General features: G+C 72.4%; 24 protein-coding genes and 1 tRNA gene. 10 read left to right on the top strand and 15 right to left on the bottom strand.

Annotation, left to right across the window (positions count from 1 at the left end; genetic code table 11):
• Nucleotides 1–30 precede the first annotated feature (30 nt).
• Entirely contained in the window at nucleotides 31–1,833 is a 1,803-nt protein-coding gene (locus OG617_RS12750; protein WP_405101546.1) for a VanW family protein, read from the bottom strand.
• 195 nt (nucleotides 1,834–2,028) lie between these two features.
• Between OG617_RS12750 and nudC the strand changes: the two genes are divergently transcribed.
• From nudC to OG617_RS12735, 3 genes are all read left to right on the top strand, one after another.
• A complete protein-coding gene (gene nudC, locus OG617_RS12745) occupies nucleotides 2,029–2,973 on the top strand; it encodes an NAD(+) diphosphatase (RefSeq protein ID WP_405101544.1) in 945 nt (314 codons plus the stop codon).
• A gap of 448 nt (nucleotides 2,974–3,421) precedes the next feature.
• A complete protein-coding gene (locus OG617_RS12740) occupies nucleotides 3,422–3,964 on the top strand; it encodes a DUF6230 family protein (protein WP_405103658.1) in 543 nt (180 codons plus the stop codon).
• Between the two features lie 82 nt (nucleotides 3,965–4,046).
• Nucleotides 4,047–5,660 (top strand): DUF6114 domain-containing protein, encoded by a 1,614-nt coding sequence (locus OG617_RS12735; RefSeq protein WP_405101542.1) that lies wholly within the window; start codon nucleotides 4,047–4,049, stop codon nucleotides 5,658–5,660.
• 191 nt (nucleotides 5,661–5,851) lie between these two features.
• Here OG617_RS12735 and OG617_RS12730 read toward each other — a convergent pair whose 3' ends face one another.
• Nucleotides 5,852–7,522 carry a DUF885 domain-containing protein gene (locus tag OG617_RS12730; protein ID WP_405101540.1) on the bottom strand — a complete coding sequence of 557 codons (1,671 nt, stop codon included), beginning with the start codon at nucleotides 7,520–7,522 and terminating at the stop codon, nucleotides 5,852–5,854.
• A 52-nt stretch (nucleotides 7,523–7,574) separates the two neighbouring features.
• Nucleotides 7,575–8,174 (bottom strand): Uma2 family endonuclease, encoded by a 600-nt coding sequence (locus tag OG617_RS12725; RefSeq protein ID WP_405101538.1) that lies wholly within the window; start codon nucleotides 8,172–8,174, stop codon nucleotides 7,575–7,577.
• A gap of 116 nt (nucleotides 8,175–8,290) precedes the next feature.
• On the opposite strand from OG617_RS12725, the gene OG617_RS12720 reads away from it, so the two are divergent.
• Entirely contained in the window at nucleotides 8,291–9,313 is a 1,023-nt protein-coding gene (locus OG617_RS12720; protein WP_405101536.1) for a DMT family transporter, read from the top strand.
• Here the strand turns inward: OG617_RS12720 and OG617_RS12715 are convergent, their stop codons facing one another.
• The 3 genes from OG617_RS12715 to OG617_RS12705 all read right to left on the bottom strand — a co-directional run bounded on the left by OG617_RS12715 (nucleotide 9,314) and on the right by OG617_RS12705 (nucleotide 14,359).
• A complete protein-coding gene (locus OG617_RS12715) occupies nucleotides 9,314–10,378 on the bottom strand; it encodes a PHP domain-containing protein (protein WP_405101534.1) in 1,065 nt (354 codons plus the stop codon). It lies immediately after the preceding gene.
• A gap of 70 nt (nucleotides 10,379–10,448) precedes the next feature.
• Nucleotides 10,449–13,379: a glycosyl hydrolase gene (locus OG617_RS12710; RefSeq protein ID WP_405101532.1), complete on the bottom strand. Its 2,931-nt coding sequence runs from the start codon at nucleotides 13,377–13,379 to the stop codon at nucleotides 10,449–10,451.
• Between the two features lie 209 nt (nucleotides 13,380–13,588).
• Entirely contained in the window at nucleotides 13,589–14,359 is a 771-nt protein-coding gene (locus OG617_RS12705) for a M23 family metallopeptidase (RefSeq protein WP_405101530.1), read from the bottom strand.
• 136 nt (nucleotides 14,360–14,495) lie between these two features.
• Here OG617_RS12705 and OG617_RS12700 point away from each other — a divergent pair, with 136 nt between their 5' ends.
• The 4 genes from OG617_RS12700 to OG617_RS12685 all read left to right on the top strand — a co-directional run bounded on the left by OG617_RS12700 (nucleotide 14,496) and on the right by OG617_RS12685 (nucleotide 16,572).
• On the top strand, nucleotides 14,496–14,885 hold the full coding sequence (locus tag OG617_RS12700; RefSeq protein WP_405101528.1) for a hypothetical protein: 390 nt from the start codon (nucleotides 14,496–14,498) through the stop codon (nucleotides 14,883–14,885).
• Between the two features lie 184 nt (nucleotides 14,886–15,069).
• Complete coding sequence (locus tag OG617_RS12695) at nucleotides 15,070–15,237, top strand: hypothetical protein (protein WP_405101526.1); 168 nt, start codon at nucleotides 15,070–15,072, stop codon at nucleotides 15,235–15,237.
• 131 nt (nucleotides 15,238–15,368) lie between these two features.
• Complete coding sequence (locus OG617_RS12690; RefSeq protein ID WP_405101524.1) at nucleotides 15,369–15,896, top strand: tRNA adenosine deaminase-associated protein; 528 nt, start codon at nucleotides 15,369–15,371, stop codon at nucleotides 15,894–15,896.
• A gap of 211 nt (nucleotides 15,897–16,107) precedes the next feature.
• Entirely contained in the window at nucleotides 16,108–16,572 is a 465-nt protein-coding gene (locus OG617_RS12685) for a nucleoside deaminase (protein ID WP_405103656.1), read from the top strand.
• A gap of 175 nt (nucleotides 16,573–16,747) precedes the next feature.
• On the opposite strand, the gene deoD is transcribed toward OG617_RS12685, so the two are convergent.
• Complete coding sequence (gene deoD, locus OG617_RS12680) at nucleotides 16,748–17,455, bottom strand: purine-nucleoside phosphorylase (RefSeq protein ID WP_405101522.1); 708 nt, start codon at nucleotides 17,453–17,455, stop codon at nucleotides 16,748–16,750.
• Between the two features lie 75 nt (nucleotides 17,456–17,530).
• Between deoD and OG617_RS12675 the strand changes: the two genes are divergently transcribed.
• Nucleotides 17,531–17,620: transfer RNA gene (locus tag OG617_RS12675), tRNA-Ser, on the top strand.
• Nucleotides 17,621–17,744: 124 nt separating this feature from the next.
• On the opposite strand, the gene OG617_RS12670 is transcribed toward OG617_RS12675, so the two are convergent.
• From OG617_RS12670 to OG617_RS12640, 7 genes are all read right to left on the bottom strand, one after another.
• Nucleotides 17,745–18,536 (bottom strand): ABC transporter permease, encoded by a 792-nt coding sequence (locus OG617_RS12670; protein ID WP_405101520.1) that lies wholly within the window; start codon nucleotides 18,534–18,536, stop codon nucleotides 17,745–17,747.
• The gene (locus tag OG617_RS12665) at nucleotides 18,533–19,489 is read right to left on the bottom strand and encodes an ATP-binding cassette domain-containing protein (protein WP_405101518.1); all 957 of its coding nucleotides are present in this window, start codon (nucleotides 19,487–19,489) and stop codon (nucleotides 18,533–18,535) included. The genes OG617_RS12670 and OG617_RS12665 overlap by 4 nt, the downstream gene beginning before the upstream one ends.
• 25 nt (nucleotides 19,490–19,514) lie before the next feature.
• Nucleotides 19,515–20,471, bottom strand: coding sequence for a DUF4097 family beta strand repeat-containing protein (locus OG617_RS12660; protein ID WP_405101516.1), 957 nt, complete (start codon nucleotides 20,469–20,471; stop codon nucleotides 19,515–19,517).
• Nucleotides 20,440–20,958 carry a hypothetical protein gene (locus tag OG617_RS12655; protein WP_405101514.1) on the bottom strand — a complete coding sequence of 173 codons (519 nt, stop codon included), beginning with the start codon at nucleotides 20,956–20,958 and terminating at the stop codon, nucleotides 20,440–20,442. Before OG617_RS12655 ends, OG617_RS12660 begins: the two co-directional genes overlap by 32 nt.
• A gap of 93 nt (nucleotides 20,959–21,051) precedes the next feature.
• Entirely contained in the window at nucleotides 21,052–23,151 is a 2,100-nt protein-coding gene (locus OG617_RS12650; protein WP_405101512.1) for an NACHT domain-containing protein, read from the bottom strand.
• A gap of 79 nt (nucleotides 23,152–23,230) precedes the next feature.
• Nucleotides 23,231–23,764, bottom strand: a complete 534-nt coding sequence (locus OG617_RS12645) for a hypothetical protein (RefSeq protein ID WP_405103654.1) — start codon at nucleotides 23,762–23,764, stop codon at nucleotides 23,231–23,233.
• 32 nt (nucleotides 23,765–23,796) lie between these two features.
• Complete coding sequence (locus OG617_RS12640; RefSeq protein ID WP_405101510.1) at nucleotides 23,797–24,411, bottom strand: hypothetical protein; 615 nt, start codon at nucleotides 24,409–24,411, stop codon at nucleotides 23,797–23,799.
• A gap of 211 nt (nucleotides 24,412–24,622) precedes the next feature.
• Here OG617_RS12640 and OG617_RS12635 point away from each other — a divergent pair, with 211 nt between their 5' ends.
• The gene (locus tag OG617_RS12635) at nucleotides 24,623–25,234 is read left to right on the top strand and encodes a DUF488 family protein (protein ID WP_405101508.1); all 612 of its coding nucleotides are present in this window, start codon (nucleotides 24,623–24,625) and stop codon (nucleotides 25,232–25,234) included.
• On the opposite strand, the gene OG617_RS12630 is transcribed toward OG617_RS12635, so the two are convergent.
• Nucleotides 25,122–26,627: a hypothetical protein gene (locus tag OG617_RS12630; protein WP_405101506.1), complete on the bottom strand. Its 1,506-nt coding sequence runs from the start codon at nucleotides 26,625–26,627 to the stop codon at nucleotides 25,122–25,124. The two genes, OG617_RS12635 and OG617_RS12630, sit on opposite strands and share 113 nt — an antisense overlap.
• Nucleotides 26,628–26,977 lie beyond the last annotated feature (350 nt).

Below are 26,977 nucleotides of genomic sequence, written 5' to 3'. Positions count from 1 at the left end.
GGCATTCGTGTGCCGGGGTCCGACGGGCGTTCAGCCGCCGCAGATGTAGCGGGGCTCGGCCAGGTACCGCCAGGTGAACTTCTCCCGCTTGAGCACCTTGCCGTCCTTCTTGATGATCCGGAAGGCATCCTGGGTGAAGCCGTCGATGCCGTTGCTGGGGATGCACGACGGGCCGGCTTCCAGGTGGATCGTCTTCGGGCTGGTGATGCCCCGGCGGGGGCCGTACTCGGTCTTGACGCTGTCGTAGATCTTCGTGCTCCAGATCGACACGGTCACCGAGCTGGCGGTGTGCGAGGTGTCGATGAGGACGCCGTGCGTGGTGTTGTTGCGGAACTTGAAGTCGAGGTTCGGCCAGAAGATCGTCGACTCGATGACCGCCGGGTACCGGCTGAACCAGTACGAGTGCGGCTTGTGCTCGACGTCCTCCAGCCCGGCGTAGTAGGTCGCGTTGAACAGGGTGGTGGTGAACTGGGAGACGCCGCCGCCCACGCCGGGAACGAGCTTGCCGTCGAGGATCACCGGAGCGTCCTGGTACCCCTGGTCGTAGCCGCGCTCGCCGGTGTGGCCGTTGAGCGAGAACGTCTCGCCGGGCAGCACGACCGTGCCGTCGACCTCCTTCGCGACCTGGACGATGTTCTGGCTGCGGGGCGAGGAGAGGCCGCCGGTGAAGTGGGTGGTGAAGCGGGACACCCGCTCCTTGATGCCGAGGCCGGCGAGCTTCGCCGTGGTGACCTCCGGCTGGGTCTCCTTGAGCTGGCCGGTGACGGTGCGGTCGTCGGTGCGGGGCAGCACGGCGAGCAGGTCCCGGCTGAGTGCGGTCGCGTCGAGCTGCTGGCCGGGCCGGCCGTCGACCGGCGTCGGCTTGCCGCCGGTGACGGTCATCCGGGCGTCGCGGGGTTCCACCTCGATGGCGCCCAGCTTGTCGCCGAGGGCGGAGCGTAGCCGCTTCACATCGATGCGGGGGGTGAGCTTCCCGCTGTCGTCGGCGGTGAAGCGCAGGCTCCAGGCGATGGCGGCGGGGGGGATGGTGACCGAGCCCTTGGGCGTGCGGAGCGTCACCGGGGCGGCGACGGCGGGGCGGGCCAGTTCGGCGACGAGCCGGCTGACCTCCTCATCCGTCGTCGCCGGCTGGGTCTCCACCAGCGGCACGGTCACCGGCTGGCCGGTGAGCCAACCGTCCCGGACCGCCTGGGCCGAGCGCTGCGGGTCGAGCGCGCGGCCGGGTTTCGGGCGGACCGGCTTCGGGGTCGTGCCGGTGAAGATGATCGCCGGAACAGTCCACTCGTGGATCTGGTCGCCGGCGGCCTTGCGCAGGGCGGCGTCGAGCCGGGCGGCGTCGACGGTCACCACCGGCGCGACGGTGCGGGAGCCGACGAGGCGGCTCACCGGGTGGGCCTGTGTCCTCGCTGCCGCGTCGACGGTGGCCTCGACGTCCATCGTGAGCCCGACGTCGGCGGGCTTGACCTCGACGGTCCGTTCCCCGATGGTCACCCGCAGCGGGGCGGTGAGAGTGCCGGCCCGGCCCAGCTCCGTGTGCAGGTCCCGGATCGCGTCGGTGCGGCTGCGCCCGCCGAGCTCGGTGCCGAGGACACTGGTGCCGCGGGGGACGTCGCCGGCGTAGGCGTACACGCCGACGCCGGCCACGGCGCCCAGGACCACCGTGGTGACGCCGGCGGCGAGCAGGATCCGCAGTCGCCGGGACAGGGGGCCCGGGCTGCCGCCGGGGGCTGCCGCCGCAGTGGGCTCCGGCTCGTCGTCCGGCCACCTCACCGCGGTCACCTTGACGGTCGGCCGGTCGTCGGCGGGCGGTCGTGTTTCGCCGTACAGAGTCACAGCAACCTCGATCGGTACGTACCACGTGGGGTGTCCCCCACCCGGAAGACACCTACGGTAGCCAACGGCCGGGCGGAGCGGCAGACTGCGCCCCGACCACATTCGGGCAGCGTGTCGACGCCCACCGGACCGGGTGTGCGTCGCCGCCCCGGTGCCGGTTCGTTCCGGACCAGGCGGCCGTGGCAGGGTGGGCGGGTGCCGACGGACGAGCGGGTGCTGGCGTACGGGGGCGGATGGCTCGACCGGGCGGCCGCGCTGCGCGGGGACCCGGAGTGGGTCTCGGCGCGACTGGCGGAGCCGGAGAGCGTGCTGCTGCCGCTGTGGCGGGAGCGCTGCCTCGTCTCGGCCGACGACACGCCGGTGCGGTTGAGCGGGCCGGCCGCGGCGGAGCTGCGCAGGGTCGCCGATGAGGTGGTCTTTCTCGGGCTGGACGGCGGCGTGCCGCGGACCGGCGGGCCAGTGGCGGTGTTCGCGGCCGATCTGTCAAGCCGACCGGAGCCCGAGGCGGTACGCCTCTCCGGTGCCGCAGCGGCAATGGATGTGCGGACGCTGGTGGGCCGGCTGGGGCCGGCCGAGGCGGCCGTCCAGGCGTACGCGCGCGGGCTGCTGCACTGGCACCGCCGGCAGCGGCACTGCGGTAGCTGCGGGGCGGTCACGACGCCCCGCGAGGGCGGGCACGTGCGGGCCTGCGGCGGGGCGGACTGCGGGAGGTCGTTCTTCCCCCGGATCGAGCCGGCGGTCATCGTGCTGGTCGAGGCGCCCGGCCCGCCCGCGCGCTGCCTGCTGGCCCGGCACGGCGGGGCGCCGGAGGGGGCGTTCTCGACGTTGGCCGGCTTCGTGGAGGTGGGCGAAAGCCTGGAGGACGCGGTGCGGCGGGAGATGGCGGAGGAGGCCGGGGTGACCGTCGCCGGCCTGTCGTACCAGGGGTCGCAGGCGTGGCCGTTCCCGGCCGGTCTGATGGTCGGCTTCCGGGCCGTCGCCGCCGCCGAGGAGATCCGTGTGGACGGCGTCGAGCTGCTGGAGGCGCGCTGGTTCACCCGGGACGAGCTGCGGGAGCGGATGGCCACCGGCCGCCCGTTGGGCCGGGTCGACGCGATCGACCACCGGCTGCTCCACGACTGGCTCGCCGAGGGGGTCTGACACCCGCCGTCCCGTCGGGCGGCGTCGGCCGTGAGGGCGATCTGTGGATCACTCGCAGCGACTTTTCAGCCCCTCGTTACCAAAAAGTTACCGCCGGGTATCGCGACTACCCCACGTGAGGCACGGGGCGCACCCTGCTGCGCTCTGTCCGGTTTGTTCGGGTGGATTCCCCGGCGGGCGTTGACTCATGGTGATCGATGGCGATCGTTATGCCACGAAGCGGTTACCGGTCAGTAGCAAGGGGCTTGTGAGCCGGCTTTCTTCGCGGGAGCATCCAAACCGCAGCCCGCGCCGTCCCGCCGGGTACGGCGGACCGCGGCACCACCACACCGCAGCTTCCCCTCCCGAGCCGCCACCGCGCTCGGTGAGCTCCGTCCCAGGAGGACCCGTGAAGGAATCGGAAGACCGTCTGGCGCAGGGCGGCACCCGTTGGCGGCGCTTCGCCGCAATGATGGTGCCCGCGACCGCTGTCGCCGGCGCCATCGTCTTCGGCATGGCCAACGGCGCGATCGCGGCGTCGTTCGCCGTCTCCGGCCAGACCTTCAAGGTCGGGGCCTCGAAGCTGGAGGGCGACGGCTTCAAGCAGTACGGCGGGTTCGTCAAGGAGAAGGACGGCACGGTCCACCCGGTGGCCGTCTCCGAGATCGCCAACGCCGAGCTCTACGACCTCTGCCAGTCGGTGAAGGTGCCTGAGATGCCGATCGTGCTCACCATCAACGCCGGGGGCGGCGGCAAGCCGGCCACCGCCGAAGGGCTGCTGATCGACATGGACTCCCTCGGCGGCGACGCCGAGTTCAAGAACATCAAGATCGGCCGGGACGCCACCGACCTGAACTCCGGGGCCACCCCCAAGTCCTTCGGGCAGAGCGCCGACCACGTCACGATCATCGGTCTCGAGCAGGTGGCCCGGTCCACCAGCGCCGCGATCTTCACCCTCAACGGGCTGAAGCTGAAGGTCAACATGGGCGAGGGCGCCAAGGAGTGCTTCTGAGCCACCCCCGAGGCCCGTGGAGGGCATCCTCCACGGGCCTCGGCCTTGCTCCGTGATCCGTGAGCACTGTCAGGAGGAGCACGTGACGACCGCCAACCCGCAGCACACCCAGCCGGGCAGACTCAGCCAGGCGTGGCGCGGCTTCCGCCGCTGGCGACGGAGCCGACCCTTCTGGGGCGGACTGTTCACCGCGCTGGCCGGGGTGGAGATCTTCTCCACCACCCAGATGAGCCTCAGCGGCCTCACCTTCCAGACGGGGCCGACCGGCTTCCTGTCCTGGCTGATCCCGGTCATCCTGGTGGCCTGCGGGATGCTGATGTGGTTCACCCCGCAGCAGCGGATGTTCTACGCGATCGTCGGCGCGGTCACCGCCGTCTTCTCGCTCATCGGGGTCAACCTCGGAGGCTTCTTCGTCGGCCTGCTGTTCGGCATGGTCGGCAGCGCCCTCGGCTTCGCCTGGGTGCCGTCCCGCCGGCCGACCGCCGCCCCCGCCACTGCCCCCGCCACTGCCGAGCCGGAGCCGGCCGCCCGGCCGGACGACGGTGAGCTCGTCGACGAGCCGGCGCTCGTCGACGAGCTGATGCCCCGGTCGGAGCCGGGCGAGGACGTTACCGGCCCGCTCACCGACACCCTGCCCCGGCCCCGCAACCCCCTGCGTGAGCCGTCGCCCGCCGACCGGGACCACGACAGCACCGAGGTGCTCCCGGCGGTCGGGCCGGACGGCCGGCCGCAGGCCGGCCCGTACCCGAAGCTGCTCGCGGTCACCCTGGTGCTGCTCAGCGGCTCGGCCGCCGGGGCGCTCGCGCTGCGCGACCAGAGCCCCGTGCAGGCCGCGCCGGCCGTGCTCTGCCCCACCCCGTCACGCCCGAGCATGAGCCCGACCGCTGTGAGACCGTCACCGTCCCGCCCTGCCGGCGAGAGCCCCAGCTCCACCCCGAGCCCGAGCCCCAGCTCGGGGAAGACGTCGGGCGGCAACCTGATCACCGACATCATCGACGGCATCGGCGACCTGCTCACCGGCGGCGACGACGCGCCGGCGGCCGGCGGGACAGGGGACGCCGCCGGGGCGACGGAGGGCCCGGGGGCGCCGCCGGGGGCCACCCCCACGGCGACCGCCACCCCGACCCGCAGGCCGGCCAAGCCCACCCCGGACGCCTCGCCCGGCACCGGCAAGCCCGGGCCGAACGGCCCCGGGTGCGCCACCCCGAAGCCCACCGAGCCGGGCGAGGTCGAGGCCGGCAAACCGCTGCCCCGGATCGCCGCCGAACCCGGCCAGCCCCGGGTCGCGGCGGAACCGTCGAAGCTCACCGGCTCCGAGGTCACCATGACCGGGCTGCGGTTCGAGGGGATCGTCGAGCTGGACACCGGCGCGGGCAAGCTCAGGGCGCTCAAGTTCAGCATGGACAAGGCCGTCACCGACGACTTCCTGCTCCAGGCCGGCGGCCCGGGCGGGAAGACCACGCGGTACGCCACCGACCGGCTGACCGTCCAGGGCGACGTGGCCTTCTACGCCACCCGGTTCGTCGGGCGACTGCTCGGCATCAAGATCACCCTCAGCCCGGATCTGCCGTTCCCGGACGGCATTCCGATCACCTCGCCGATTCCGATTACCTTCACCGACCCGGTCATCGACCTGGCGTACGTCGACAGCGACGTCCTGACCGCGAAGCCGGAACTCAAGCTGACCCTGGCCTGACGCGCCCACACCGCCCGGGGAGCAGCGCCCACACCGGCCGGGGACCAGCGCCCACACCGGCCGGGGACCAGCGCCCACACCGGCCGGGGACCAGCGCCCACACCGCCCGGGGACCAGCGCCCACACCGGCCGGGACCGTGCGGCGGCCGGGAGCCGGGGGTCCGCCCCGGCTCCCGGCCGCCGTCGTCGCCTCAGATCCGGGCCAGCGCCCGGCGTAGCGGGTCGAGCCCCAGCGCCCCGAGGTCCAGCGCCTGCCGGTGGAACTCCCGGAGGTCGAAGTCGGCGCCCTTGCGGGCCTTCGCGTCCTCCCGGGCCTGGAGCCAGATCCGCTCGCCCACCTTGTACGAGGGGGCCTGCCCCGGCCAGCCAAGGTAGCGGTTCAGTTCGAAGCGCAGGTTCTCGTCCGGCACCCGGCAGTGCGCCCGCATGAACTCCCAGCCCAGCGCCGGGGTCCACCGCTCACCGGGGTGGAAGCCGAACGGGTTGTCCTTCGGGATCTCCAGCTCCAGGTGCATGCCGATGTCGACGATCACCCGGGCGGCCCGGAGCGCCTGCCCGTCGAGCATGCCGAGCTTGTCGCCCGGATCATCCAGGTAGCCCAGCTCGTCCATCAGCCGCTCCGAGTAGAGCGCCCAGCCCTCGCCGTGCCCAGAGACCCAACAGAGCAACCGCTGCCAGCGGTTGAGCAGGTCGGTCCGCACGGCGGTCTGCCCGATCTGGAGATGGTGGCCCGGGACGCCCTCGTGGTAGACCGTGGTCACCTCGCGCCAGGTGGAGAAGTCGGTGATCCCCTGCGGCACCGCCCACCACATCCGCCCGGGACGGGAGAAGTCCTCGCTCGGGCCGGTGTAGTAGATCGCCCCGTCGCTGGTCGGGGCGAGGCAGCACTCGATGCGGCGGACCTGCTCCGGGATGTCGAAGTGGGTGCCGTGCAGCTCGCTGACCGCCTTGTCGGCCAGGGCCTGCATCCAGTCCCGGAACGCCTCCTTGCCCTGGATCGTGCGGGCCGGGTCGGCGTCCAAAGCGGCCACCGCCTCGTCGACGGTCGCGCCCGGACCGACGATCCGGCCGGCCACCGCCCGCATCTCGGACTCCAGCCGGGCCAGCTCGGCGAAGCCCCAGGCGTACGTCTCGTCGAGGTCGACCTTCGCGCCGAGGAAGTACTGCGAGGCCAGCTCGTACCGTTCCCGGCCGGCGGCCTGCTTGTCCCGCCCGACCGGGGCCAGCTCGTCGCGGAGGAACTGGCCGAACCCGGCGGTGGCCGCGGTGGCCGCCGCCGCGCCCCGGCGCAGCTCCGCGCCGAGCGTGCCGTCCGCGCCGAGCCGCTCGACCAGGCCGTGGAAGAAGTTGTCGCCGTCCGGATCCGTCCAGACATCGCACTGCTTCGCGACCTCGACGAGCTGGGTCTTCGAGCTGACCCGCCCGGAGGAGGCCGCCTCACGCAGCGTCGTCTTGTAGCCCTCAAGGGCGCCGGCGAACCGGTTGAGCCGGGCGGCGATGTCGGCCTGCGCGTCGGCGCTCCCAGTCGGCATCAGGTCGAACACCATGCGGAGTTCGTGCAGGCCGCTGGCGATGACGTTGACCTCGCTGGTCGTCTCGCCCGCGTCGTACCGGGCGAGGTCCAGGCCGAGGCGCTCCTGCATGGCCTCCTTGGCCGTCCGCTCCGACTCCGACTCCGGCTCGGTGACGTCGAGGTCGGCGAGGGTGCGCCGGGCCAACTCGGCCCGGGCCGCGTAGCCCTCCGGCGACAGGTCGTCCAGTTGATCGTCATATCCGGCGATGCCGACGTAGGTTGCACCGGTCGGGCTCAGCGGCGCCCAGTCCGCGACGTACCGGTCGGCGAGGTCATCGATTCGTCCCACGGCTGCGACCCTACGCGACCATGCCGCCGCCCTGTCGACCTGTTTGGCGTGTTCAGGGCAGCAGCTCGGCCGGGTCGAAATCGATCGGGAACGGCGCGTCGGCCCGGAGCCGTTCCCCGCTGACCGCCCGCGCGAGGGTGTCGTAGCCGCCGAACTTGCCGAGGGTGAACAGCTCGACCGCCGCGTGCCGCAGCCGGCGGGAGATCTCGACCCGCATGAAGTACGGCACCCGACCCTCGGCGCACCGGCGCGGCTTGTCGACGAAGTCCTGCCGGCGGCTGCCCGGCGAGACGAACTCGACGGCCATCGTGCACAGATGGACCGGGACCCACCGGTCCTCCTCGTCGGTCTTCGGCAGGTCGTGCAGCACCGTGACGTCCGGCTGGATCCAGCGCTGCGGCGCGAAGGTCAGGTTCACCTGGCCGTAGACGTAGAAGCCGGCAGCCTCGGCGGTGGGCCCGAGGATGCGGATCAACTTGCCCTCGCCGTAACTGTTCGTGCCGACCTCAGCGGGCGTCATGACCAACCTTCCGTCGATGCACTCGTACCGTGCATCGGGCAGCTCCGGCAGCGGGAGGTAACGCTCTGCGAGCTGGGTCGTCCAGATCCCGTCGAGGTCGACGAGCGGGTCGAAACGCATCGGCATCGCCATCGGGGGCACCTCCTCGGCTGGTCAACGCACCACCACTCTAGGTGGTTTCTGTGGCGCGGGACACGGTGGCCGAAAAGCGCGGGACTTCGTCGTACCGCTCCGGCAGAGTGTCAGGGGTGACACCGGACATCACCCCTGACAGGCCGGCGCTGCGCAGCTGGCTGCCGGGCTTCCTCGCGCTCGCCGCGATCTGGGGCTCCAGCTTCCTGTTCATCAAGATCGGCGTCCGGGAGCTGCACCCGCTGCACCTCACCCTCTACCGGGTCGCCGCCGGGGCGCTGACCCTGCTCGTCCTGCTCCCGCTGCTGCGCGACCGGCTGCCCCGGGAGCCCCGGGTGTGGGCCCACCTCTTCGTGGCCGCGGCCCTCGGCGTGGCCATGCCGTTCACCCTCTTCGGGTACGGCGAGCAGCGGGTCGAGTCGATGCTCGCCGGGATCTGGAACGCCGCCACGCCGTTGATCGTGCTGCCGATGGCGGTGCTGGTGTTCCGCACCGAGCGGTTGACCTCGCGCAGCGCGGTCGGGCTGGGGCTGGGCTTCACCGGGGTGCTGGTGGTGCTGGGCGTCTGGGAGGGCGTCGGCGGGGCGCACTTCACCGGCCAGCTCATGTGCTTCGGCGCGGCGGCCTGCTACGGCGTCGCCATTCCGTACCAGAAGCGGTTCATCGCGGGCAGCTCCCACTCCGGGGTGTCGCTGTCGGCGGCCCAGCTTCTGCTGGCGACCGCCCAGCTCGCCGTGGTGGGGCCGCTGGTGGCGGGGGCACCGCCGGTGCCCACCGGCCTCTCGGCCGAGGTGCTCGCCAGCGTGCTCGCGTTGGGCGCGCTCGGCACCGGGCTCGCCTTCGTGATCAACATGCGCAACATCCGGGTCGCCGGGGCGACCACCGCCTCCACGGTGACCTACCTGATTCCGATCTTCGCGGTGCTGATCGGGGCGCTGGCGCTCGACGAGCGGCTGAGCTGGCACCAGCCGGTCGGCGCGCTGGTGGTGCTGGCCGGGGTCGCGGTGACGCAGGGACTGCTCGGCCGGCGCAGGCAGCCGGCGGTGGCCACCGGCCCGGCGGCGGTCGAGAAGACGGCCACTTCCGCGGTCGACGGGGGCGGCCCGCCCATGCCGGCGACCGGGCCCGCCGTCGGCTGATCAGCGCCGGGCCCACCCCACCAGGCGGTCCGCCGGCCAGGTGTTGACCACCCGGTCGGCGGGGACACCGCACAGCGCCGCCCGCTCGCAGCCGAACCGCTGCCAGTCGAGCTGTCCCGGGGCGTGGGCGTCGGTGTTGATCGCGAACCGGCAGCCGGCCTCCAGGGCCCGGCGGATCAGCCGCTTCGGCGGGTCCTGCCGCTCGGGGCGGGAGTTGATCTCGACGGCGACGTCGTGCTCGGCGCAGGCGGCGAACACGGCGTCCGCGTCGAAGTCGCTCTCGGCCCGGGTACGCGGCCGGTGCGCCCGGTCGCCCGGCCCCTTCACCCCGGCCGGGCGGGAGGAGACCATCCGGCCGGTGCAGTGGCCGAGGATGTCCAGGTGCGGGTCGGCGATCGCGGCCAGCATCCGCCGGGTCATCCTGCCCCGCTCGTCGCCCAGCCCGCTGTGCACCGAGCCGACCACCACGTCGAGGCGGGCCAGCAGCTCCTCGTCCTGGTCCAGCGAGCCGTCGGCGAGGATGTCCACCTCGATCCCGGTGAGGATGCGGAACCCCTCGGGCAGCGCCGCGTTGACCGCCGCCACGTGGTCGAGCTGCTTGCGCAGCCGGTCCGCGGTCAGCCCACGGGCCACCTTCAGGCGGGGCGAATGGTCGGTCAGCACGACGTACTCGTGGCCCAGCTCGACCGCCGCGAGCGCCATCTCCTCGATCGGCGAGCCGCCGTCGGACCAGTCGGAGTGGGTGTGGCAGTCGCCGCGTAGCGCCGTGCGCAGCGCGGTAGCTGCGGCGTCCAGGTCGGTGCCCTCCGTGGCGACCAGCCGGCGCAGGTAGACCGGCTCCTCGCCGGCCAGCGACTCGGCGACGCAGCGGGCGGTGACGTCGCCGACCCCGGCCAGGTCGGTGAGCGTCCCGGCGCGGGCCCGCTCGGCGACCCCGTTCGCCGGCAGCGCGGCCAGGGCCTTCGCCGCCGACCGGAACGCCCGGACCCGGTACGTCGCCTCGTTGGCCCGTTCCAGCAGGAAAGCGATCCGGCGGAGGTCGGCGACGGGGTCCCGGGCGGTCATGCCCTGCAACCTACGCGCCCGCGCCGCCGGTCGGGGGCGACCGGCGGCGCGGGGGTGGTGGTGCGTCGGATCAGGAGTACGGCAGTCTCACGACCGACTGGTTGCCGAGGCCGAGGGTGGTGGGGTTGTTGCCGATCGCCGACCAGACCTCCACCCTGACCGTGCCGCCCGTCAGGGCGCCGAGCGTCCCGCTGCTGGAGGCCAGCCCGGCGGCCTGGGTGTAGTGCTCGTACCCGGTGACCGGGTCGGTGGCGAAGTAGCGGTACGTCTCCACCCGCTCCCAGCTCCCGTTGCCGGTCAGGTCGTAGGAGATCCGCACCTGCACCCCGTTGCCGACCGCGGCGCCGGCGTCGAGGAACAGGTCGAACGACGTCTGCCCGCCGGCGTACCCGAGGTTGAGGCCGGTCGCGGTGAACACCCGGGCGTTGGTCGGGGTGCCGTCGTGGTTGCCGTTCGCCGCCGCCACCGTCGTGGTGGCCGCGCCTCCGGCCGCCCCGAGGCCGCCGTCGGTGAGCAGGTACCGCGTCGGCGAGCCGGACGGCGGCGGGGTGGTGGTGGGGCTCGGCGACGGGCTGGTGGGGGTGGGAGTCGGGGTGGTGGGGGTGGGAGTCGGGGTGGGGCTCGGCGACGGGCCCGGGCCGCCGCCGGTCGCGTTGCCACCGCTCCAGGTGTACGCCCCGGTGGTGGCCGTCTTTCCGGCCGCCACGGCGAGCGTGGTCCCGTCGGAGAACCGAACGGTGATCGGCGCGGCGGTGATGTTCGACGCCACGTACGTCCGCGCCCCGTTGCGGGTGAAGACGGCGCTCAGCGGGTGGTTCGCGCTGACCGTGGTGTCGACGGTGCCGAGCGCGGCGAGGTTGCGGATCCAGTGGAAGGTGTGCGCGCGGCTCTCACCCTCCTCCGGCGTGTAACCGGGGTTCGCCCGCAGACTCGACAGCGCTGCGTTGCCGTCGCCGAGCGCCTGGAACTGCCAGAGGATGTCCTGCCACACGGTTGGCTGCCCGCCGTTGTTGCGGACCATTTCCGCCCAGTTGGTGCGCACGTACGCCGGGTCGTAGCCGAGGTAGAGGTGGCCGCCGGTGACCGGCAGCAGGTTGATGCCCTGGATCATTTCCGGCTCGGCGCTGAACCAGGTCGAGTACGCCCCGCCGTCGCCCCACACCATGCCGACCGTGGAGTGCCCGAAGGCGGCCGGGAAGTTCTCGTTGGCGTGGTCGAACCAGTACTCCTGGATCGTCGCGGCCTGGGTGGTGTAGAGGAAGATGCCGGCGTCGCGGACGGCGGTGTCGCCGGTGGCCTGGCCCCACTGGATCAGGGCGTTGGCGAAGTTCATCCCCTCCGACGAGGACTCCTGGTTGTTGCCGGCGCCGAACGAGCCGTGCCCGGAGGCCCAGTCGTGGCCGGCGTAGATGTCGAAGTCCCGCAGGTACGGGAACCGGGTGTCGTTGCGGTCGTAGTTGTCGGCGTCCCGGATGAGCAGGTCCACCATGCCGCCGTAGCGGGCGTCGGTAGCCCACTGCGGGTCGAACTTGGCCAGCGTGGCCGACGCGGCGATGAAGTAGCCGTAGTGGAAGTGGTGGTCGTTGAGCTCCTGGTCGGACCCGTACGACGCCGGGTAGCCGATCAGGGTGCCCCAGTTCTGGTCGTAGTAGAAGACCTTCGCGGCCTTGCCGGGCGAGGCGGTGAACCAGTCGGTGAGGGTGGCCCGGATGGCGTTCAGCGCGCTGTCCCGGGTGGCGGTGTCGCCGACCAGGTCGGCCACCTCGGCGATCCGGGCGGCCCGGCCGAGGCCCTTGCCGGTCCAGTACGTGTCGCCGCCGCGCTGGTCCATCGGGTTGCCCCGGACGGCGGCGAGCTGGTCGCGCAGCGTGGTCAGGTCGGCGCCGGAGCCGTCGCCGACGGCGGGCAGCTCGGGCAGCACCCCCTGGAAGGTCATCGCGGTGCGGAACTGGCTGACGCCGGTGAGCACCTTCATCCGGCCCCGCGCCGACGGGTAGCTCTGGGCGATCGGGGTGGACCCGGTCAGCGCCTTCCACTGGTGCGGGTAGAGGCTCACCACGGTCTGGGTGGCGGTGCCCTCCCGGGCCGTGGTGGTGAACGCGAAAGTGGTGGTCATCCGGCTGCTCGCCTGGTCGTAGGCGTACGAGACCCGGGTGCCGGTGACGTGGGCGTGCGCGTACCGGCCGTAGGAGGCGGCCAGGTCGGCGCGCTCCTGCGCGGTGCTGCTCGCGGTGGTGGGCAGCAGGGCGAGGGAGAAGTAGCCCTTGCCGGCCAGCGTGGACGAGATCCGGCCGCCGCTGACCGTCCAGCTCGCGCCGGTCGGGGCGTATCCGACGTAGTCGTGGCCGGCGACGGTGAAGCCGATGGTGGCGCCGCTGTTCGACCAGACGGTCGGGGTGCTGTTGGCGCTGACCACCGCGTCGCCGCCGGTGGTCTGGAAGTACGCGAACGGCAGCCCGTGGCCGATGGTGGCGCGCATGGTCCGGGCCCCGTCGCTCCAGTAGGGGGTGACGGTCCAGTCGGTCCAGTTGGCGACCTTCACGGTCGGCGCGGCCAGCCCGGCCACCCCGACGCGGACGTCCTGCACGTACGGGTAGTGGAACTCGCCGACGCCGGTGGCGGTGCCGCTGATCGCCGGGGTGGAGTTGGCGGAGAAGCCCAGCCCGTCGGTGAACGTGTCGTAGGAGAGCGGATGGGCGTGCAGCGGCTCGCTGTAGGCGCAGTCGGTGCGCTTGAACAGCAGCGACGACCACCAGTCGTTGGTGGGCACGGCCCCGGCGGGGGCGTCGGCGGTGACGTACTGCCGGGGGTTGGTGGAGAGCTGTCCGCACCCGGAGGGCAGCGGGCCGACGGGGGTGGTGGTGTAGCTGCCCGCGCCGACCGGGGCGGCCTCGGCGGGGGCGGTGTTGGCGGCGACGGCGAGGCCGCCGGCGACGAGGGCGAGGACGGTGGTCGAGGCGAGGGCCCAGAGGCGGTGGCGGTGTGGTGCGGGAGGTGTCACGGGTGCCTCCATCGCGCGGGGACGCCGGACCGGCCGGCGGCGGCGTTTGGTGGTAATCGGGAGGTTCGTTCTCTGTGAGAGCGCTCTCTCACGACGCGACGTTAACCGCTTGCCGAGACATGCGTCAATGTGTCCGACCGGTTAAGCCGTGATGTCGCGATTGGCCGAGGGGGTGAGCCCGCTCCCGGCGGGTGGCCCGTCCGGGCCGGTCAGCCGCCCCCGCCGCCGGCCGTCGGGGCCTTCGGGCAGCCGTGCTTCCGCCGCCACGAGCCCACCTCGGCGGCCGGCTCCCGGTTGCCGTCCCGCCGCCACGAGTCGAGGTAGCGGGCCGGCCAGACCACCCCGCGCCGGATCCACCAGTCGCCCCGGCCCGTGCAGGCAGGCGAGATGCCGAAGTGCACGTGGCAGACGTTGTTCGCGTTGCCCGTCCGGCCCACCCTGCCGACCTGCTGGCCGGCCCGCACCCGGGTCCCCGCGTCGATCCCGGCGGAGATCGCGCTGAGGTGCGAGCCGTAGTAGCGCACCCCGTCGTCGCCCAGCAGCGACACCGACAGCCCCCCGTTGTACGGCCCCAGCGGCCCTCGCCGGTCGAACCGGTCCACCCGGCTCACCTCGAGGATCGTCCCGTCGGTCACCGCCACCACCGGCTCGCCGCAGTCGGCGAAGATGTCCGTCCCCGGGTACGCGGAGTGGGTCGGGTGGTAGTCGACGTTGCCGGCGCGTACCGGGAAGACGTGCCGCAGGCCGGCCCGGGTCGGCGAGGCCGAGGCCGACGGCCGGGCGGACGTCGGCGCTGGCGCTGGCACGGCCGTCGGCGCGGCCGGCTGGTCGGCGGTGGCCGGGGCGGTCCCGACCCACCCGCCGCTGCTCGGCGCGGCGGACGGCGGCGCCGAGCAGCCGGCGGCCAGCACCGGCGCGAGCAGCAGCAGAACCGGGTACGCCGCACGCGCACGGCGCCGGCGCGAGAAGCACGAGGACATCCGATCATCCTGACAGAACGGTTACGGTTGGGTCGGTACGGTCCGGGGCGCCGCCGGCACCCGTCCCGTGTGCTGGCCGGACCGCCCGGGCTGGCCGACCGCCCGGTGCGGGAGCGCCGGCTCGGAAGGAGTGACGGTGACGACGTGGCAGCCCACCCTCCCGGCCCACCCGGAACCGGGGCGTCCCGGTTCGCGTACCCCCTCGGGGCTCTTCCCCTCCGGGCCGCCGACCCGGCCGACCTGGCGCGAACCCCACCCCGTCACCGGGGCGGGCGTCGCCTCCGGCGGCGCGCTCGCCGCCGCCTGGCTGGTGCTGTTCGGCCTGCTCGGCCGCGACGTCCCCGGATACGCCTGGTGGACCGTCCTCGCCGGCGGGCTAGCCTGGCTGGCCGCCCTGGCGCTCGTCCGGCTCGGCGACCGGGGGGTGGCCACCGGGGTCGCCATCGTCACCGCCGGCGGCTGGAGCGTCGCCGCAGCGGTGGTCGCCGTGCGCTGGGCGACCGTCGGCGACTGGCCCCTGTGGTGAGACCTCGGCGGGCGGCGACGCGAGGACGGTGACACCGGAGTCCCCACCGCACCGCCCGGCACGCCGGTGACAGGTACCCGCCGCCGGGGCGGCCGGGGGTCGGTCGAGCACCGACGGTCGCGGCCCGGCTGCGCACGGAAGCCCCGTCTTGACGTACCCGCTCAGACGGCGCACCCTCGGCGGTATGGCCTGGACCACCTCCCGCCTCGACCCCGAGCGGAGCCGCCGCCGTCTACAGATCCTCGCCGAGCTGGCGGGGGCCCGAGCGGTACGCAGGCAGGACCGGCCGCAGCGCGCCCGCACCGAGCAGTTGCGGCAGCTGATCGCCACCCGGCGTCGCGTCGCCGGCTGAACGGGCCCACACCACACTTTCCACGGGATTGACCGGCCCTTCGGGGCGTTGACCGGTCGCCTGCCGACCCGACCGGTTAACGTGCACGCGTAACGAGTCGGCGAGTTGTGCCGAAGCTATTTGGGGGGACCGTGTCGTACTTCGCTGCCGCCGTGGTGCGCGACGAGGGCGGCTGGACGGCCGCCGAGGTGAACCTGCGCGGCGCCACCGACGTCGACGAGGTCGCCGACCGGCTGCGCGACGTCGAGCCGGACGCCGATCTGTCGCTGCTCTTCGTCGAGGCCGACGATGCCTACCTGGTCGTCCTGCGCCTCGACGAGGCCGAGGACCTGCGGGTCTTCGGCTCCGACTCCGCGTACGCGGAGGAGTCCCGGCTCGGCGCCCTGCTGGTCGGGGACCTCAAGGGGTCGGTCACCGGCTTCGACGACACCGAGGAGCCCCGGTCGAGCGCGACCGGCGACGACGACAACGAACAGCCGGCGGTCGACCCGGAGGCCGACCCGGTCGGCGACGCGGACCTCTTGGCCGACCTCGGCATCTCCGCGCAGCGGCTGCTGGCCCTCTGCGCGCACGAGGGGATGTTGCCGGCCGACGTCACCGCCGAGGTGTGTCAGATCCTCGGGTGCGTGGACGACGTCGAGGAACTGCGTGGCGTCTGATCCGCCGCCCTCCACCGCCGGGGCCGGGCTGGCCGGTGGCGGGTCGGCGGCGGCGGGTGCCGCCGAGCCGGCCGATGCGACCGACCCGGCGCTGGGACCCGTGCGACCGGGCCAGCCGACCCCGGGCGCGGTCGCACGGGTCGGCCCGGGCGCGGACGAGGGATTGGCGGAGCTGGACGGGCCCGGCCGCCGACAGCGACACGAGCTGTGGATGCGCCGGGCGCTCCAGGTCGCCGTGACCGGCCCGGAATCGCCCGTCACCGGCCCGGAATCGCCCGTCACCGGTCCGGCGGCGGACGACGTGCCGGTGGGCGCCGTGGTCTACGGCCCGGACGGGACTGAGCTGGCCGCCGGGCGCAACGAGCGGGAGCTGACCGGGGACCCGACCGCGCACGCGGAGGTGCTGGCGCTGCGCCGGGCCGCCGAGCGCCTGGGCCGCTGGCGGCTCGACGACTGCACCCTGGTGGTGACCCTCGAACCGTGCACGATGTGCGCCGGTGCGATCGTGCTGGCCCGGATCCCGACCGTGGTCTTCGGGGCGTGGGAGCCCAAGACCGGGGCGGCCGGCTCGCTCTGGGACGTGCTGCGTGACCGCCGGCTCAACCACCGCCCCGAGGTGTACGGGGGAGTGCTGGAGGCCGAGAACTCCGCCGTCCTGCGGGCCTTCTTCCGCTGAGCGTCGCCCCGCCCAGCCCAGCCGCGCCCCGGCCCGCCCGGCCCCGGCCGCCGCGCCTGCCGTGCCGCGCGGCGCTGGCCGTCCAGGATCGCGCTCGATCCAGGAAATAGTGGTGTCCGGAGCTGCGGGAGGCCACTGTTTCCCGGATCGAGCGCGATCTTGATGAGTGGGATGGTCAGGCGATGATGGTGTCCAGGCCGATCTCGACCATCTGGGAGAAGGTCTGCTCGCGCTCCTCCGCGGTGGTCTTCTCGCCGGTCTTGATGTGGTCGCTGACCGTGAGGATGGTCAGCGCCCGGGCCTTGAACCGGGCGGCGATCGTGTAGAGCGCCGCGGACTCCATCTCCACGGCCAGCACGCCGTAGTCGGCGAGTGTGTCGTACAGGTCGGGGCGGTCGGTGTAGAAGGCGTCCGCCGCCAGGATCGGGCCCACCCGCATGGCGACGCCGCGCCGCTCGGCCACCTCGACCGACGTACGCAGCAGCCCGAAGTCGGCGACCGGGGCGTAGTCGATCAGCCCGTCGAAGCGCATCCGGTTCATGTTCGAGTCGGTGGACGAGCCGATCGCCGCCACCACGTCCCGCAGCCGGAGGTCCTCGGCGAGCGCCCCGCAGGAGCCGACCCGGATCAGGGACTTCACGCCGTAGTCGTTGACCAGTTCGTGGGCGTAGATGGAGGCCGACGGCATGCCCATGCCGGAGCCTTGGACGGAGACCTCCACGCCGTTCCAGCGGCCGGTGAAGCCCAGCATGCCCCGAACCGTCGAGTAGCACCTGGCGTCCTCGAGGTAGGTCTCCGCGATCCACTTGGCCCGCAGCGGGTCACCCGGCATCAGGACCCGTTCGGCGATCTCTCCCGGCTTCGCGCCGATGTGCGTACTCATGGCAAAGATCCTGCCAGGCCGGCGCGGGCGATACCGGTTCGGCGTCCGGACCCGGCGTCCTGTACCCTTCTCGGCGGTGGCGTGTCCGAGTGGCCTAAGGAGCACGCCTCGAAAGCGTGTGAGGGTTAACGCCCTCCGAGGGTTCAAATCCCTCCGCCACCGCCATGTAGCAGGGCAAACGCCCGGCGGCTCCACTCGGAGCCGCCGGGCGTTTCGCTGCCCGCTTTGGGACTTCGTGTCGGCCGTCTCCTTGCGGTCGGCTTGCGCTCGGGGCAGTAGCCGCCGAGCTCTATCGGGTGGACTCGCGGTTGAACAGCTTCTTCGACCAGAGGTAGCCGCCGAGGGTGATGACGACGCACCAGCCGATGGCGATGACGGCACTGTTCCCGATCGGGGTGCCCATCAGGAGACCGCGGATGGTTTCGATGAGCGGGGTGAACGGCTGGTACTCGGCGAACCAGCGCAGTGCGGTGGGCATCGAGTCGGTCGGGACGAACCCGCTGCCGAGGAACGGAAGCAGGACCAGCGGCATGCCGACGTTGCTCGACGACTCGACGGTCTTGCTGGCCAGACCGAATGCGACCGACAGCCAGATGAAGGCGAAGGCCATCATCACCAGGACGCCGGTGAGGGCGAGCCAGTCGCCGAGACCTGCCGACGGCCGGAAGCCGATGAGCAGTGCGACGCCGATGACCGCCGCGATGCTGAGCATCGTCTGGACGAGGCTGCCGACGACGTGTCCGGTCAGGACGGAGATGCGGGCGATGGCCATGGTGCGGAACCGGTCGACGATGCCCTCGGTCATGTCCATGGCGACCGAGATGGTGGTGCCCTGAACCGCGGCGGTGATCGTCATCAGGATGATCGCGGGGGTGACGTAGTTGACGTACTCCGCCCGTCCGCCGGAGGGGCCGCCGAGCCCGGCGCCGAGTGTGCCGCCGAGGACGTAGACGAACAGCAGCAGGAAGACGATCGGCATGCCGATGAGCGTCACCGTCATGGACGGATAGCGCACCATTCGCTTGAGGTTGCGGCGCAGCATCGTCGCCGAGTCGGTCAGTGCGTACGACACAGTGCTCATCGCGTGGCCACCTTCTCGTTCTTGGGGTTGCCGGTGAGGGCGAGGAAGACGTCGTCGAGGTCGGGGGTGTGCATGCTCAGCGAGTCGACCTCGACCGCGTTCTCGTCAAGCCGGTCGAGCAGGGCCTTCAGCGCACGGAGGCTGCCGTCGTGCGGCACCCGCAGGGCGAGCGCGTCGCTGTCGCGGGACGCCTGGCCCACGGCGCGCGCGGCGGACTCGAGGTCGGGGAGGCCGGCGAACCGCAGCAGGATGTGGCCGCCGGGGATACGGCGCTTGAGTTCGTCTGCGGTGCCTTCGGCGACGATCTTGCCGTGGTCCAGTACCGCGATCCGGTCGGCGAGTTCGTCGGCCTCCTCCAGGTACTGCGTGGTGAGGAAGATGGTGACGCCACCCGCGACCAACTCCCGCACGATCTGCCACATGCCACGGCGGCTGCGCGGGTCCAGCCCGGTGGTCGGCTCGTCGAGGAAGATCACCTGGGGTGTGCCGACCAGGGTCATCGCGAGGTCAAGCCGTCTGCGCATGCCGCCGGAATAGGTCGCGGCCGGCTTCTTGGCCGCGTCGGCCAGGTCGAACTGGTCGAGCAGTTCGGCGGCCCTGCGCCTGCCTGCCGCCCGGCCCAGGTGGTGCAGGTCGGCCATCATGGTCAGGTTCTCCTGGCCGGTCAGCAGGTTGTCGACTGCGGAGAACTGACCGGTGACGCCGATCGCGGCGCGGACCGCGTCGGGCTCGGCGGCCAGGTCGTGGCCCGCGATTCGCGCGCTGCCCCCGTCGGCGCGGATCAGCGTGGACAAGATCTTGACCGTGGTGGTCTTGCCCGCTCCGTTCGCGCCGAGCAGCGAGAAGACGGTGCCCCGTGGGACGTTCAGGTCGATTCCGTCGAGCACGACGTGGTCGCCGAACGACCTGCGCAGTCCGGTCGCCGTGATCGCCGACTGGGATGGCGTGATCATGGGAGATCCCCTTCGAGAGGTCTGGTCAGGAACGGCGGACGGTGATGTCGCCGAAGGAGGTGTGCGCACGGACTTCGACGGTCTGCTCGGACTTCTCCGGTCCTTGACCGATGTCCTCCAGCGCGTTGTGCACTCGCCCGTGCCCGGTTTTCAGGTCGAGCCAGGCGGCGGTGCCCGTGGCGACACCGACCTCCAGGTCACCGGCCGCCGTGTGCAGCGTGACCGAGCCGCGCGTGACCTCGCCGATGCGAATGGTTCCGTTGGAGGTCTTGGCTTCCACTCCGGCATCGGCCCGGTCGACGGAGATGTCGCCGTTGGCCGCACGTACACGCAGTTCGCCGGTGACGGTGCCGATGTCGGTGTTGCCGTTGGAGTTCTTGATGACCGCGGCTCCGCCGATCCCGCCGATCTGAACCCGTCCGGTGCCGGTGGCGACTTCGGCGTCGCCGGCGATCGTGTCGACGGTGATGTGGCCACCGGAGGTGTCCAGGCGAAGCTGGCCGGTCCGGTCGAGTCGGAAGTGCCCGACGGACGTCTTGAACCGGCAATCCCCCAGCACGCCGGTGCTGTGGAAGTCCCCGACCGACACGTCACCGTGCACCGCCGAGCCGGTGGGAAGTTCGACGAGCACGGCGACCGACCTGGTCTTCTTGGAGAAGTCGAACGGACGGTTCTTCGGCCCGCGCACGGTCAGCTCTCCGTTGGCGTACTCGACGCGGGTCTGCTGCGCGGCCTTCACGTCGGAGTCGTCGGACTCGTCGCTCGGCCGTACCTCGACGACGGTGTCGGTGCGGTCGCTCGCGATGAGCCGCACGTTGCCGACGGAGATTTCGATCGTGACGGAAATCGATTCCGGAGTGGCGAAAACAGGCATGGCTGTCCCCTCAGGATGAGTCAGAAGGACATCCCCGCTGGTGGGGGACGTGAAAGGAAACCGAGGTGCGGCTCGGCTAACGCGCCCAGCCGGTGTAGCGCTGCGCACTGGGCTTGCCGCGCCGGTCGGAGCCGTGATCGCGCTCCGACGCTCGCAGCGCGGTCGAGGCGGCACGCACCAGCCACGCGTTGACCGACCGGCCCTCCTTGCCCGCCGCTTCCTCGACCGCGACCTTGAGCTGTTCCGGGAGGCGGACGTTGATGCGCGCCGTGACACCGTCCTCGAAGCCCATCGCGGCATCGTCGGCCGGCACCGCACCCCGCTGGGTGGTGTCTTCCGGTGGCTGCTCCACCTGATGGGGTGTCACGACGAATTCCGGGTCACGGCCACGCAGGCGAACCTGGACCGAACCGGGAGCCAGCTCCCTGGTGATCTCGTCGGCGGCGGCCGACAGTGCTTCGAGCAGGGCGAGCCGGATCGCCGGCTCCATCGTCACGGTCAACCGCTCGATCAACGCGGTGTCGTTGTCACCACCGGTCTCCGCCGCCGTCAGCAGCTCACGACCGAGAGAGGCCACGTACGGGTTCAGGTCCATGGCACCACTATGGCACACAGTGGTGCCATAGGCAACCGTTCTGGCTCAGAGTGGCTCAGAGTGGCTCAGGGCGGCAGCGCCGCGTCGATCGTTTCAGCCGTCCTTGAGGGCGATGCTGTCGACGTGTGGCGGCCGGCGCGGTCTCAGCTTTCCCGCAGTCACCTGGTCCGCGAAGAACTCCAGCAACTCCCGGTGCACGAAGATGTACCCGTCTCCGACGTCACGCAGGAAGAGACACTGCACCGCGTAGTCGAGGAACGGCCGTAGCGGTCGGGGCAGGGCATCCTCCCGGGCGAGACGCCGACGGACCAGCCACTGCTCCACGATCGGCCCGACCGCGACGGACGCCAGCAGATACAGCGCCGCCGCCGTCCCGACGAGCAGGCCGTACCGGAAGCCGTCGGCACCGGTCCGCGGCCAGGCGACGAGCAACCCGGCCTGGGTGCCGGCGATCACGCCGAGGGCCGGTGTCGCGCGGAGGGCGAAGCGGAGCCGCTGGCGCAGCGCGGGGCTCGGAACCTCGCGGCGTGGGGCGCCCCCGGGCGGGCCCACGAGGTAGAGGTGGAACGCCACGGTGTTGCCGACGCTCATGGCGAGCAGCGCGGCAAGCGCGAAACCGATCCAGTACGCCAGGCCGGTGAGCAGGCCCGCCCAGCCGCCGGAGAGGCCGAAGACCGCCCCGACCGCGAGCGTGCCGGCGACGACCGATCCGCCGACGGCCGACTTGAACAGGACCTCCGCGAACTCCTCGGCCGTGTCGGTCAGCCAGTTGACCTGGATCGAACGCCGGCCCTCGGGCCGTCGTCCCCACCGCGCGATCAGGGTGAGGTCGTCGTACTCGCCGAACGCGAGGCCGAGCGCCGTCAGGACGGCGGCCACCGGGCCGGCGGCGACGCCGAGCCGGCCGGCCAGCGCCGCGCCGCAGAGAGCGACCACCAGCCCGACGGCGATGCTGATCGCGGTCCGGCTGTACAGGTCGGCGTCCCTGCGCGGCCAGGTCGGTGACCAGTCCGGGGCCACCAGGTCCAGGACGAAGATGGACTGCTGGCGCGCCCGCATCCGGTCACCGAGCAGGGAGAGGTACCGCGTGGCCTGCTCGGGCCGGTAGCCGGGGTGCGGCCGGTGCCGCAGCATGGTCTCGGCGTACCGGGCGAAGAGCCGGTTCCGGCGGCTGCCGGTGCCGGTCTCCGGGCCGGGACCGTCGGCGTAGGCCAGCGCCATGATGCTGAGCAGCAGCGGCGACCCGGTGAACTCCCACAGCTCCTCGTCCGCCGCGAGGGCGGCCCGCAGGCCGGCGAGGGCGGGCCCGGCCCGGTCCAGGTGTCGCTCGATCTGCGGCCGGGTCAGCGGCTCGATCGTCACGGTGCCGTAGACGGGCAGGTTGGTCCGGAGCCTCTGGTACTCCGCCGCACGGCAGCAGAGGGCGATCGGGGTGAGGGGCTGCTGGGCGTGGAACGCGGCGATCGCCGCCACGCATTCGTCGCGGCGTGCCTCGACCACCTCGTCGAGGCCGTCGAGCAGGGGCAGGATCTCGCCGGCCGCGACCCAGGCCGCGGCCTGGGCCGACGGTATCCCGTACCGCTCGGTGAGCTGTTCGGCGAGCCACTGGGCGAGGGGCTGGCGGCGCGTCGCCCACGACGAGAGGTTCAGGACCACCGGGACGGGCGCGTCCCGGTCCGTCTCGGCCCCGTCGAGCAGCTCCCGCGTGAGTTCGAGCAGCGTGGTCGTCTTGCCGGCGCCGGGCGCCCCGAGGATCACCATGGCCCGGTCGAGCCGCTCGAAGAGCGCGGCGACCGACGTCCGGTCATCGAGGACGCCGGTGAAGCCGTCCCGGTGACTGGCCCGCAGCGTCCACGGATACCGGCGATCTTCGGCGGACGCCGTGATGCCCAGTTGGAGCCGCGCCTCCACGTGCAGCGAGCGGTCCAGCACGCTCGTGATCCAGTAGCGGCGTACCCGGTCGAGCAGCACCCGACGGGCCCGCGCCGCGCTCGCGCCGCCGACCGGACCGGGTTCGCGGGCCCGGCGGACCTCGACCACCGTCAGCGCCGTGGCCACGAAGGCGAGCAACGGCCAGGCGAGCCACAGGTACGGGGACCAGCGGTCGGGCAGCACCCCCGTGGCGACGTTGGTGACGACCCCCAGCAGGGTCACGCAGACCACCGTGAGGACGACCGTGGTTACCCGACGCATGCGTCGTCTCTACCGTCCACCGCCGTGGCGCACAACCCGTGATCGGGTACGCCCTCACGCCGGGTGGCGGTCGCCCAGGTCAGCAGGGGCCGTGGCCCTCGGCGAAGAGGCGGCGGGCCCAGTCGGCGTACCCCGCGATGATCTTTCGGACCGTGCGGCCGTCGTGCAGGAAGAGGTACGCGCGGTCGCCGCGGCGGGCCAGCAGGCCGTCGAACCGGTACGTCCCGTGTGGAGCGTCCAGCCGGCTGACCCGCGCGTAGCGGGCCCCGACCTGGTCGACCGGGGTGCCGACGGTGACGCCCTCCGGGGTGCGGACCGGGTCGTCGAGCCAGAGCAGCACCAGCCGCTCGTTGACGAAGACCGGGCTGGTCTCCTCGTGGCCGGCGAGCGTCGGCCCACACGCGTCGACCTCGACGCGGAGCATGCCGCGCCGGATCAGGTCCGCCTCGGTGTCGCCGAACTCGACGTTGTGCAGCCCGCGCAGGTCGACGACCTCTGCGGGGCCGGCCGGGCGGCCGGCGCCGGGCGGCGGGTCGGGCGGGCGAAGGTCGCCGACGGCGTCGACCGGCCCCTGTGGACGTACGCCGCTGCCGGCGATCGAGGCAGCCGCCAGTAGTGTCGCAATGAAAACGAATTGTCGCAATCTCATGGAATCCCCCAGTCCCCAACGGGACCGGGGCGCTCAGGTTGCTGCCGATCGGCGGATTCCCTGAATTCCCATTCCTCGGCCAGCTCGTCCCAGTAGTCGGCAGTCAGTCCGCGCCGGCCGTGGATCAGCCAGCCGTCGGTGTTCCGCTCCAGGTGCAGGCCCAGCTCGGCGAACGGGTCGATCCATCGGCCCGGCTCCGCGCCGAGGCGGACCAGCGCCGCATTCAACGGCCACCGCTCGCGCGGGGAGTCCAGCACGTCGTCGAAGTACGGCCCCCAGCTCACCGCGCCGGCCAGCCAGACCACCGACGCCTGGCGGCCGACCCCGCCGGAGAACTCGGCCTCCAGGTACGCCACCGGCCCGAGCCGCGACCACCCGGCGAAGAGTGCGGCCAGGGCCGGCGAGAGCACCAGCTCGAACGGCAGGTCGGGACCGGGCTCGCCCACGACGAAGTCCGGCAGCGCCCCGGTCAGCTCCTCGACGAACTGCGGGGTGATCGGCAGCAGCGCGAAGTCCTGGCGCAGCGCGGCGAGCACCGCGTGGTCCAGGTCGGCGGTCTGCTCGCGGAGCAACTCGACGTCGGCGACGACAGCGCTGAGCTGGTAACTCATAGTCCCTCCGTCGCGGGTTCCCGCACGAAACTGGGCGCTCGTCACGGTCGCGACAGCAGGTCTTCCCGCGTTCGCGCCCCAGGGTGTGGGCCCCCATCTGATCGTCTTCCCGTTGCTGTCTGACGCCGAGGCCGGTTTGAAGCTGTGCGGGGCGGAACATTTCATGGCCGTCCCCATGGCCCAGCCAGACGAGTCATGAAGGGCTGTCCCGATGAGCGCCACCTTAGCTATGAGTCACGGGGTCGGTGTCCTGGGTGTCGGCTACGAGGGCCGCTCCTTCGATGAGTTCGTGGCCGGCCTCGTAGACGTTGGCGTCACGCGTCTCGTCGATGTCCGGATGACGCCGATCTCCCGGAAGCGAGGCTTCAGTAAGTCGGCCCTCAGCCAGGCGCTCGCCACACAAGGCATCGTGTACGAGCACCGCCGCGAACTTGGCAACCCGAAGGAGAACCGCCCTGGATTCGGCGGCACCCGGGAGGAGTTGGAGTCGGCGCGTGCGGTGTACGCCTTTCGACATCGCGGTTCCTGCCGCAGGGTCTGCGACCTTCCGCCACACCGTAGCCACAGCGCTGGGAGACGCCCGAAGGGCCGGCCCCGTCGGAGCCAGCCCTTCGTGCCGCTCTTCCGAGCGGAGACTTCGAGATTCGCCGCCGCGCCATGCGGAGGCGGGCGGCGTCGAACTTGTTCCGGTGTCGACGCGGCCCGCCGGCTCAGTACTGGGGGCCGCCGCCCTGCGGCCCGGCGATGCGCAGGCCGTAGCGCAAGGGCCAGACGCGTTCGGTGCGCATGGTTGAGCCGTTCCACGACGCGGACTGCGGGATGAGCCCGCCGACGGAGCCCCGGAACGTGGTGATCGACCCGGACGCGTAGCCAGGGATGTCGCCGGCCACCTCCTCCCCGTACGACGCCACGACGGCGTCCAGCCCGCCGACGCCGTCGAGGTTCAGCAGCGCGACGGAGGCGCCGAACTTGTCCCCGCGCTCGGACGAGTCCGGGACGACCGCGTGGTTCTGGTCGAACTCCTGGGCGCCGCTCCCGGTCAGCCCGCCGGTGGCACCCAGGAGCAGGGTGACGACGCCGGCCTCGGCCGTCGAGCCGACGGCCTCGCCGGGCGTGCCGACCAGCACGTCCGCCCTGCCGTCACCGGTCACGTCGCCGGTCGCGAGGGTCGCGCCGAAGCGGTCATCGTTCTCGGGGTCACCCGGTACGCCGGCGGTGCGCTGCGTGATGACCCGTACGGCACTGCCGGACAGGCCGGCGGAGCGGCCCGTGAAGACCGCGATGAGCCCACCATTGAGGTGCGGGGTCTGGGCGCCGGGCGCCCCGGCGATCACCTCGCCCAGCCCGTCGCCGTCCACGTCGCCGATCGCCAGTGCCTCACCCAGGTACCACGCGATGGTGTCGCTCTGGCCCGTCGACCCGTACACCGCCGCTCCGGTCACCGACGTGGCACCAGTGGACGACACCCCGGCCGCCGAGCCCCACATCAGGGTGACCATGCCGCTGCCGTCCCAGGACACGCCGTCGTTCTCGTGCGGAGCACCGATGACCAGGTCGGCGTACCGGTCGCTGTTGACCTTTCCGATCGCGAGCGTGAAGCCGAAGTGGTCGTTGCGCTCGGCCGCGCCGGGCACCGCGGCCTGGTCCTGGTGAAGTTGCTGGGCGCCGGTGGCCGTGAGGCCCCCCGATCCGCCGAGCAGGACGGTGACCGTGCCGGCCTCCGCCGCGGCCCCGATCGACTTCCCGAACGCGCCGACCGCGAGATCGTCGCGGCCGTCCCCGTTGATGTCGCCCGCCGCGAGCGCCGCCCCGAACCGGTCGTAGTTCGCCGGGTCTCCCGGGACGCCCGGCGAACTCTGGCTGAAGTGGGTCGCCGAGTCGACGACCAGGCCCGTCCGGCTGCCCGGGACGACCCAGACGCCGCCGGCGTGGGTCGTGTTACCAGGAACCACCTCGTCCGAGTCGCCGACAGCCAGGTCGTCGTAGCCGTCGCCGTTGAAGTCACCCGCCACGAGCGCGACGCCGAAGCAGCTGCAGCCGCCGTCCGACGACAGGACACCCATGAGGTAGTCGACCTGCGGCGCGGACGAGTAGCGCACCGTCACCACACCGGTCGGGTAGTGGGGGAGGTTGAACTCGAAGGGGTCGCCGCCGGCCGCGACGTCGTCGACGCCGTCGCCGTCGAAGTCAGATCGGGTGATACCGGTGGGCTTCACCCGGATGCCTATCCTCTTCACCGGGCCGCCCGCCTTCTTCACCCGGTGGTGTTGCAGTGCGACGCCCTCCCGACTGACGGTCCCGACGTCCTCCGCCGCCTGAGCGGGGACGCTTGCTGTCAGCCCGGCCAGAACCGCCAGAACCGAGACGCTCGCAATTCTCCGACGCACCAGAACCCCCGTTCGCTGTGGACGCCCGACACCCTAGAAGGTCGGATCGACAGCCGTAACCAGATGAACGGTCACATCGCGCGACGGCCGGGCGGCACCGTCGACCGAACGGCCGGCCCGTCATCTCAGCCGTTGCGGACAAGCGTGTCCGCACCCACCCGTTTGCGGCCCTGCCGGAT

This window comes from Micromonospora sp. NBC_01412 (assembly GCF_045040215.1).
Lineage (GTDB): Bacteria > Actinomycetota > Actinomycetes > Mycobacteriales > Micromonosporaceae > Micromonospora > Micromonospora rubida.
The sequence above is the reverse complement of the archived record's forward strand: the minus strand, read 5'-3'. Positions and strand labels throughout refer to the sequence as shown.